Raw genomic sequence first — 9,183 nt, 5'->3', positions numbered from 1 at the left:
TCGGAAGAGTTTAGGACGGCGGCTGTCTTGGATCGTGACGCCCTTAGAACACATGCGGCTCATGGTCTGATCGCTGCGGGTATCGAGAGTGTTGATGAAATCGAACGCGTCGCGGATATGCTTCAAGAGCGGGGTCTTGAGCGTGACGGCCAACCTGTGCATTTACGGGTGCGTGAACAAGATGGGCGTTTGCGTGTAGCAACGGTCGCCCAAATCCGTGTTGAACAGGATATGGCCCGTCTGGCGGGGACATCGGCCCGGACACGCGCCGGGGCATTATCGCCTAAGCAAATAGCGCAGGCCGTCAAGCGCTCGGGGTTGGATTTCACGCGCGAACCCAAGCACGGTGCCGCTCAGTTGGCGGCCATGTACTCACTGGGAGAAGCAGGCGGATTGGGCTTCATGGTGGGCGTCGCAGGATCCGGAAAAACAACGTTGCTCAAGCCGCTTGTGGATGCCTGGCAGTCCGATGGGCGACGTGTCTTGGGGGCCGCGATCGCGTGGCGTCAGGCTGAAGCCCTCAAAGATGCCGGGGTTGATAAGACCCTAGCGTTTTCTGTGTTGGTTGATGCCCTCAACACAAAAACGCTCTCTCTGGATGCGCAATCGGTCGTGGTGATTGATGAAGTCAGTCAGGTATCGCCCGCGCAGTTACTCGCCTTGTTGAAACACCAAGAGCAGCAAGGCTTCACATTGAGGCTATTGGGGGATCACGGCCAAGCACAAGCCATCGAAGCCGGTGATACGGTTGAATTGCTCATGCGTGTTTTGCCGAAAGAGACACGCCCTGAGTTGTTGTCGACCATTCGCCAAAAATCAGCGCGTGGTCGAGAGATTGCAGGACTGTTCCGCAGTCATGGACGTGACATCAGCAAGACGATTGAAAAGCAGCGCGAAGAAGACATTGAGCGTGCCCAACGCGCTTTAGACATGAAACGTCGTGACGGCGCGTTGCATTTGGTCGGGGGCGATCACGAGCAGGTGGTTGAGCGGATTGCCGAACACTACCTGTCGCGTCGTGATATTTTGACGCAAGCAGGGTCCACGCGCGGGATTACGATCTCAGCACCGACGAATGATGATGTGAAGGACATCAGCCAAGCTATTCGCAATCGTTTGCGCGTACGGGGAGAGATTGGACAGACTGAGATTATCCGTCCCGCCATTGATCAGCGTGGGGAAGAATATGATCTGCCTCTGGCAAAGGGGGATAAGCTGAGGCTGTTCAGAAAAACCTCGGTTCGTGTGGACACCCCTCATGGGGGGCGTTGGAAAGAACTCGGCGCGAACGGGGATTTTGTGGTGGTACGGGGCTGGAACCAAGACGGACTAACCCTGGAAAATCACAAAGGCCGATCAGGCTTTGTGCCTTGGGAGCGTGTGACGGATCAAAAGACCGGGCGTCTGCATTTGGGGTTTGGCCATGCTATGACGATTGATGCCGCGCAGGGGATCACATCGGATGAGCATATTAACGCCATGCCGAGGGGGGCGGCGTCGATGACGGGCTTTAAATCCTATGTTGCGGAGAGTCGTCATGTCCAGACCTGTTGGACGATGGTCTCCGAGGGAGCGCTTCGTGAGGCGGAAATGTTTGCGCGGCCGTTAGGCGATATTCGTCCGGTGACGATGGACGATCTTCATCAGCGCCTGGCTCAGAATATGGGACAACACCCGTATAAAAGTTTGGCGGTGGATCTTGTCCAGGCACAGTTGGCGTTTGAGCGGGACACGACCCGTTGGATACAACAACAACATCAATGCGAACGCGCCCGGCAAGAAGGACACTCTCCCGGACAGGCTGTGCGTCAACGACTGGCCGAGCAGCCCATCCGTGATGTTCCACAACAGCACTGGGATGATTTGAGCCGATCCCTGCGTAAAGTAGGGTATGCGACACAAAAGGCCCTACAAGCCGCGCAAAATGCCGAGGCGCGAGCTCAAGTGCAGGCCGAAAATCGGCGTCACGCAGCCGAACAGCAACGAGTTCGGGAACGGTCCCGTCAACAGGATACGGCGTTGACGCCCGGGTTTTAGACGCGGAAACATCCTGTGATGGGCCTTGAGGCCCTCACAGGATGATGTTCTTGTGGTTATGCGGCGTGCGCACGCTGGACGTTTTCCATGGCTTTTACATAATGTGCCGCATAGCGCCGAGCTTCCTCCTCCGGTATGCCGAGTGCTGTATCAAAGTGACACATGGTTTTGAAAAGAGGCGATGTTGGGGGGGGATTGTCATGCGTCACCTCAGGAGGGCGTTCTGGCTTATGGAAAGATTTTTTGTACAAGAGCGGGAAATACGGTGGCGGGGTGTCGTCGGCATCATGGGGGATATGCGCAAGAGCTTTGAAGATAACGGCGCCTTCCTTTTCGGGGGTGTCCTCATTCTTGAGCGCTTCGGCCAGACCACTATAGAGCGCACCCAAAATACCCTTTAAGGGTTGGAGCGTAGAGGGATGAACCAGGTGTTGTCCTTCAAAGAGGGCTTGGAGGGTTTTGAGCTCGCCAGAGAGGCCGTACTCATGAGCGTTGATGGTTGCGGGTAATGCGATCTGGGCGTTGGCGTGCAGACGGCTATAGCCCTTGGCCTTGATATCAACGTCCATCAGAGATGCGTAAATACGTTTGCCTCGGAACAAAATAATAGCATGGCAGAAATTGAGCCCTTGAATATCGCTCCACGTGACCCTGTTGACCTCGCGGATGTCCGCGCGCTGTTGATCGGCATAACCGCCCAAGAGTGGTCGATCTTCAAATCCGGGGAGCATAGCCACGGACATTTTACCGCCGACTTGTTCCACCCATTCTCGGGTTGGCCCTGAATCTTCGAGGTTGAGCAAAATTTTGAGTTTTGGATTGCCCAAAATTGGGACGCTCTGGTCACGCCCTAAATGAGAATAGAAGGATGCAATTTCTTGGAACGACATGACGATCCCAATGTTCAATTCGCGGGCCTGCGCGAACATAGGAATGACACTCTTATCAATCGCCATACCAGCTTCGTCATAACCAAAAATATACGGTGTTTTTGCTGCTGACGGGCGGTAGCGGACTTTATCGTCGTAATCGCCTTCAATGGACGTTCCGAGCGCGCCCGCGAGAGCATAACGCTGTGCTGTGATAATTAATTTTGCGAGACCTGCATTAGTGCTTTCATGGTTTTCCAGCGAAGGCAGTAAGATCACGAAAATACGACGGTTGAAGATGATGTCTTCAAGGTCGATATCGCTCGTTTGCGTTTGAAAAATATGGCCTAAAGTGATGCCCATATGGGTAAACACTTTACCAAAACCGCCAACAACATAGGAATGTTGTTCCCGGACTTTATCCTGCTCGGCAATGCTCTTCTCTTGGGAAAATCCCCCCGTCATCCGCAAAAAAGCACGAATGGGGTTGAGAAGTTCGTCAGGCATGCCCGTCAGGGCTTGGGTTTGTTCTGAGGAGGTGCGGAGGCACCAATAGTGTAAGACTTTCTTGTTTTCGAGGGTGATGAGGGCCGTTAAGTCCGTCAACAGGATTTCAAGCGTATTCGGAATGATGGGGATGCCACAGTGATCGCGCGCCCAAGTCAGGATATAGGATGCACCACGGATGAGGCTTTCTGCTCGTGCTTGAAAGTGTTCACTGCTTCCGGATGACTTACTCTCTTTTGGAACGAAAACCGTTAGAAGTAGCTCTGCTAAGCCTTCGGGGCTAACGGAAGCAAAGAGATTCCATGTATGGGATTTCTTGTCGCCGTTTGACGCCAATAAATTCAAAATTCGGACATCGCTTTCACGCCCGAACATACGGGCCATCGTTCGGATTACAAAAGGCAGGTTATTCGAGGCTTTCGCATCAAGAATGGTAAAACCGCTTCCCATAGCCAAGGCATTAATGAGCAAGCTGTAGTTAAAACGGGTCTTACCGGACCCGGTTGAGCCGGGAATGAGGGTGTGCATCGTCATCGTATCGGACGACACCCATAATTGTTGCTTCGTCTGGTTATCCCATCCAATGAACCACGCTCCTTCACAGGGACCCGCCCGATGCTGGGTTGGGTTGCGCGGGTCGAAGCGCGGATTATTGAGGTCTGTGCCGCGATCGGAGGCTGGTCTGTGCAACGGTAAGACGGTCTTGCGGGTCGCTACATAGGCCGTGATACACCCCGCGATTGGGAGCGTGAGAAAACTGAGCAAAGGCTCAACGCAGGTGAGAACGCCACCTATGAGGAGTAATACACCTGAAAACGGGGTGCGAAGTGCTTCTGCAAAACGAATAGGCAGCGTGCGTGTGTCACGCAACGCAATGCCGTTGCGTTGCTCATGATGGTCTTGTGCCCCGTCATAAGTGCGCTTGATGATAGCCATATTATTCAAGCCCAAATGGTGACGCGCTGTTTGGCGGCGCGGGTGGCAGATCCGGGCCAGAGGCTGGCAGTGCGCGGTCGAACGCTACAGATGGGGGCACAGAGTTGGGGTTGGCAACGTCTGGACTGTGTCGTGACCCGCTGGAGATGTAAAATCCGGCACACGCCACGCCGCCCAACACAAGAAGTGGTAAGAGCTTACGAACTGTTTTCCAAGATACGATTTTTAGGGCCCGGTAAGGCGGCAATCGTTCTACGGAGTGTCTCTGATCCATATCGAGCGTGATGAGGTACACTCCTGAAGGTTCTTGAGTGACAACGACGCTTTGGGTGTGGGGCGGGACTTGAATCTGCATGGGAACTCACTGTCATCTTGATCTCCCTTAAGGGTCGCAGATGCGCGTATGAGTGCCGCATGTTTTATGCGGCTTGTGGCATTAAACTGTGAAATTGTTGAATCGATAACGTGTATGTCTCGCGCGACGCCTCTTTGAGGACGTGATCAAGGGCCAAAACCATAACGGCTGGTGTGGTATTGTGTAAGGATGTGACCCTATGTCCGGTCGCAGCCTCCGGGTCGAGGCACAGATCATATGTGATCTGTAGACCAAGATCGTTTTGCAGGTGATGTTCGATCACTAGGAACAGCAATGGCAGAAGGCCCGATGGGTCTGTCATGGCGTGATGAGGCACAGTGCGTGTGTCGTCTTCGCGCGTGATCCGAACGTTTTTTTCAGCAAGATAATGGGAGAAGACCGTGATTGTCTCTTGGAGAACATCCATCATGATAGAGATCTTTTCTTATGGGGGGGAATATGGGTTCGAATGGGGCCACACCACCACGCACGCAACAGGCGCAAGGCGACGGGAAGGCTCAGGCCAAACCATGAGATGATGCTAAAGATGAGGACACTGGCCGCACCGATTTCAAAGGTCCATAAGCGCATATGGACGAACCATAGCACCATAGGCGCTAGGCATCGTGCATCGACGATGAAAAACATGACCGGCTTAGAGGTAAAGCGCCACATAATTATCGACTAATCAGGTAATGATAAACCGTTTCATACGGTATGTGTTTGTTACTCACTTTGTATACGGTCAGAGGTTCTTTGATTAAACTCTTTGTTTCCTCATCTGATAAATATAAATTTATGGAATGAGAAAATACATTACGCGCATCGTCAATGCTTCGACAGTCAACGAAGATGTAGGCTCCTTTTATTAAAGGGAGTAATTGTAGCAATGTCGGGAAGAATTCTGGGAACATTGTCAGGTCGAAGCAGACGATTGACCGTGTGTCTAATGATGGGATGTCTTTCAGGGCGTGCGCGAGATGCCCGGAGGGGCTGATGCAATCGATGACATTCAGGGTCATATCGCCGTATTTTTGCAGGCGATGGCTCCGAATGGCTTCATAAATATGTGGGTTAAGCGTCAGGGACACTCTCGGGATAATAACGATGCCTGTGTGTGAGGCGAGGCTGGCGATGTCGAGGTCAGTCATGTGTCAACTCATAGTCTAATGCTTGGGAGAGAACGTCTCGGCTTATGCGGCCGTCTTGATGTGCCTTGTGCAATGCCATCTCGAACGTTTGACCTGTGTTGATCAGTTCTTCGCGCGTCATTTTTGGCCACTCAGAGACTGGGCTATCGAGCAGGTTATTTTTGAATTTGGGGCTAAAGGTTAGATATGATCGAATAGGGGTGCGCTTTCCGTCGAGAGATGGAAGAAGACGTTGGTTGACAATAATGGACAGATTTTCGACCAACAGGATTGCAAGACTATCACGCTGATCTGCGGGACACAGCGCAATGGCGGAACGCATGGTGGATTGGACATCTGACGTATGCAGCGATGTGAGCATGCGATGGCCAGAGGCCGCCGCTTGGATCGCTGCATCCATTTCATGGGGATAGCGGCATTCCTGAAAGACAATATCTGTGGGTTCACGTCTTTTACAGGCCGCGAGAAATTCAAAATAATTCGGGAGGTTGCCTTTCGGGCCGATTTCCAGCTGGGTCATGGTCGCATTTTGTGCTTCGACGCGATCATAGAGCAGCTCAATTGGCGATGACCCCTCAATAATATTGGCGTGTATTGCCGGGTTTTCGAGGCGCTCTCGATTAATGCCACCGATCAGTGTTGTCTTGCCCGAACCGGTCACACCACAGATGAAGGCGATCCCCGAGGGTGCGCCGAGAGCATTGAGAATGTCCTGCTCGACATGCTGCGAGCTCAGAGGTCTGGGAATGTCTGCCAGAGGCCGAATAGTGATGGAGATCCCGTCTTCTGCACCGACAAGGCTGGAGAGAATATTCATCCGGTAGGAATAACGGTCTTTGTCATTATTGCGCCAGATCGTATGGGCAATATCGAGGGGTTCGCCATTGGTCAGATGTGTCAGGCCTTTGGCTGAGCGATAGACGTGCTCAACCGCGCAGTGCAGATCGTCTGGATAGGTTGTCTCACGCGACAGACGGCAGTTACGTCCGTGTATGCGCGCCATGATGGGTTTGTTCGTTTGCAGTTCAACACGTGACGCTTCTTGGCGTGTACACCAGATCAGGAGGTCATCGAGGGTTTGAGGTGTGATCGGCTGACCATCTCCATCCCAGAAAAATTGGTTTTCTGAGTGCGGTATCGTCATGGTGTACCTAGCCCCACCTGATGCGCACGGAGAAAAAACGCATGTAATTTATATTGTTGTCCACGATACTGCGCAAAGCGCGCATCAAGCATAATGGCCGCGTAATCAATAAAGTATTTGATAAAGTTAATGGGTGCATGGCGTATACAATACCCAAAATATTTACGCTCACCGACAATGGATTCAATATGCCCTAATGTTAAAGCCATTGAATCATCAAGGTACTTTTTGGGTAAAGAATATGTTTTTATAACCCATTCTTTGATCTGATCATTATTGATATATAGAAGTCCGGCGAGACTCGGAAGCTCGGTATAGGCGAGACGCGGGAAAATCATCATTGATCGGTCAGACCTTTTAAATGCGAAAATGTGATCGGATAGGTTGGTATCGCTAAGGGCTTTTGATGTTTCACTTCGTTTTGCCAATGCTCAAGGGCGGCCGCTGCTTCAATGCAGACACGGGTTGATAATCCGCCAGGAGGTGCCCCTAACCGAGGGTAAGGGACAGCGCAGAGAACTTGCCAGGCGTTGCGATCAACCAACTGGATGGCTGCAAAAAGCCCAGGGTTAAGAACCCCTGTTTGCTGGCGTGCATGTTGGAGCAACGTCACGAGGGCTGGGAGGGTATAGTGATGATGTTGAGTGATGCGTGTTTCATTCCCCCATGAGCCGATTTTTTTGTGCAATTGCCGTACAGTTTTCTGTACGGAGCGTGGCATTATAAGATGCTTGCCCGGCCCAGTCGGTTTTTTCATGGAAGGAGCCAAAGCTTGAGAGAGGTCTTCGAAAAGCTTTTGGGTAAGATCATCTTTTCGCCGTGCATGAAGAGCAAACGCGACAAAGAGAAATTGATGGGCCGGAGTTAATGTTTCAAACGGTCCCCACGGGCCGCCCAATTGGGCCGTTAGATGGTTTTCAAAAGTTTTAGATCCATAACGTTCGAGCCACTCCTGCTCCGTCAGTGAGGGATCGAGCGGTCGTAGAGGCTTATCGGGCGAGGCGATTTCTGCGACGTTAAGGACCGTACGCCCCCAAACGGCAGATAAAGGATGCACTCTTCCGAACGCTTGCAATAAGCCTTTTAAGCTAAAAGTTTTCGTATGTTTTGATTTTGGAGCTTTTATAATGCAAATAACGGAACACACTAAGAAGATAGAAAACAGTACGAAACGATATTGGTTGCTGACGTATGATAAAACATTAAAGGCTTGTTTTAGCGTTAGGTACTGAGGGTTTAGACTTTTTATTTGGTGTATTGCTTGACTATAATGGTCCGAGAAGAGAGAGAGAAACTCTATATTATACAACGAGAAAGTCAGGATGACGTGTGAAAGGAACACATGACATGTCATCCAAAGGAGAAAGGCGCAGAAAGCTGATCCAATGAGGATGATGAACACGCCAATGGTCAGTCGCATTCCATCGTGTTGGCGGTCCTGCATATTGGACGGAGCGATAGTCATCATTGGTCATCACCCCCGACGCGCCAATGGGTTTGATTTGCGTCGAGCGACGCGTCATTTTTGATTTCCATTTTACGATTATCAATCATCAATGTGTCGGAGGTGCTGGTCGCGGCGTCTTTGGAGAAGGCGACGTCGGGTGCGACAACCTTATGCGCCAGTAGGAGTACCCGGTACCGAGCCATGCCGATGATTTCTCGTTCCATACGGGCCAAATCATCAAGAAAGACTTCATTGGCGAGGCGTTCACCGGCAGACCAGCCATGTGCGACGCCATCACGCCAGATAGTGACTTCATGCAATGTGCGTGGACGGACTTCTTCGGGGGGAGCCGTGGGAGGGATGACGGTTCGCGTGAGCCAAGAAGACCATAAGGGGGGCGTCGATGTCAGTCTTGCATGATCTGTGATACGATAAATCGTGCCTGTTTCTGCCGAAGAGCGTCCATTGGGATCGAGCGCAAATGCCATTTGTGCTTCACTAACGACGGGTGGCACCATTAGTGTGCGGTTGTTACCCACGGGCAGAACAAGGGAGCGGAAATCAACAACACGATCGAGTGTCGGCGCATAACGCTTGAGCATATCATTCAGAGCGGTATTACGTGCGGCTTGGCCACCCTGTGCGCCATAACGCCATGCACTTTGGCGGATCATAGGATCCCGTTGATTGTGTGATTCTTCCTGCGCAGAATAGCCTGGCCGAATAGCCATCATAGA

At 51.8% G+C, this 9,183-nt stretch carries 10 protein-coding genes; 1 reads left to right on the top strand and 9 read right to left on the bottom strand.

What is annotated here, in order from left to right; genetic code table 11:
* Positions 1 to 2,037, top strand: a 2,037-nt coding sequence (locus NTH01S_RS10875; RefSeq protein ID WP_157070966.1) for an ATP-dependent DNA helicase, incomplete at its 5' end; no start/stop codon positions are given.
* A gap of 56 nt (positions 2,038 to 2,093) precedes the next feature.
* Here NTH01S_RS10875 and NTH01S_RS10870 read toward each other — a convergent pair.
* From NTH01S_RS10870 to NTH01S_RS10830, 9 genes are all read right to left on the bottom strand, one after another.
* Positions 2,094 to 4,349 carry a type IV secretory system conjugative DNA transfer family protein gene (locus NTH01S_RS10870; protein ID WP_068173628.1) on the bottom strand — a complete coding sequence of 752 codons (2,256 nt, stop codon included), beginning with the start codon at positions 4,347 to 4,349 and terminating at the stop codon, positions 2,094 to 2,096.
* A gap of 1 nt (position 4,350) precedes the next feature.
* Positions 4,351 to 4,704, bottom strand: a complete 354-nt coding sequence (locus tag NTH01S_RS10865; RefSeq protein ID WP_068173626.1) for a hypothetical protein — start codon at positions 4,702 to 4,704, stop codon at positions 4,351 to 4,353.
* A 64-nt stretch (positions 4,705 to 4,768) separates the two neighbouring features.
* Entirely contained in the window at positions 4,769 to 5,134 is a 366-nt protein-coding gene (locus tag NTH01S_RS10860) for a hypothetical protein (protein ID WP_068173625.1), read from the bottom strand.
* Entirely contained in the window at positions 5,131 to 5,379 is a 249-nt protein-coding gene (icmT, locus tag NTH01S_RS12015) for an IcmT/TraK family protein (RefSeq protein ID WP_068173623.1), read from the bottom strand. The genes NTH01S_RS10860 and icmT overlap by 4 nt, the downstream gene beginning before the upstream one ends.
* 2 nt (positions 5,380 to 5,381) lie before the next feature.
* Entirely contained in the window at positions 5,382 to 5,855 is a 474-nt protein-coding gene (locus tag NTH01S_RS10850; protein WP_068173621.1) for a hypothetical protein, read from the bottom strand.
* Positions 5,848 to 6,999, bottom strand: coding sequence for an ATPase, T2SS/T4P/T4SS family (locus NTH01S_RS10845; RefSeq protein WP_068173619.1), 1,152 nt, complete (start codon positions 6,997 to 6,999; stop codon positions 5,848 to 5,850). The genes NTH01S_RS10850 and NTH01S_RS10845 overlap by 8 nt, the downstream gene beginning before the upstream one ends.
* Positions 6,996 to 7,340 carry a hypothetical protein gene (locus NTH01S_RS10840; RefSeq protein WP_068173617.1) on the bottom strand — a complete coding sequence of 115 codons (345 nt, stop codon included), beginning with the start codon at positions 7,338 to 7,340 and terminating at the stop codon, positions 6,996 to 6,998. Before NTH01S_RS10840 ends, NTH01S_RS10845 begins: the two co-directional genes overlap by 4 nt.
* Positions 7,337 to 8,467, bottom strand: a complete 1,131-nt coding sequence (locus NTH01S_RS11825; protein WP_157070965.1) for a secretion/conjugation apparatus DotM-related subunit — start codon at positions 8,465 to 8,467, stop codon at positions 7,337 to 7,339. The genes NTH01S_RS10840 and NTH01S_RS11825 overlap by 4 nt, the downstream gene beginning before the upstream one ends.
* Positions 8,464 to 9,183 (bottom strand): type IV secretory system conjugative DNA transfer family protein (locus NTH01S_RS10830; RefSeq protein WP_068173613.1); only part of this gene is annotated, 720 nt, incomplete at its 5' end. The genes NTH01S_RS11825 and NTH01S_RS10830, both read right to left, overlap by 4 nt.

This window comes from Neokomagataea thailandica NBRC 106555, from assembly GCF_001598495.1.
In the GTDB taxonomy this organism is placed as follows: domain Bacteria; phylum Pseudomonadota; class Alphaproteobacteria; order Acetobacterales; family Acetobacteraceae; genus Gluconobacter; species Gluconobacter thailandicus_A.
Note: the sequence above shows the minus strand (reverse complement) of the source record. Positions and strands in the feature narration are given on the sequence as shown.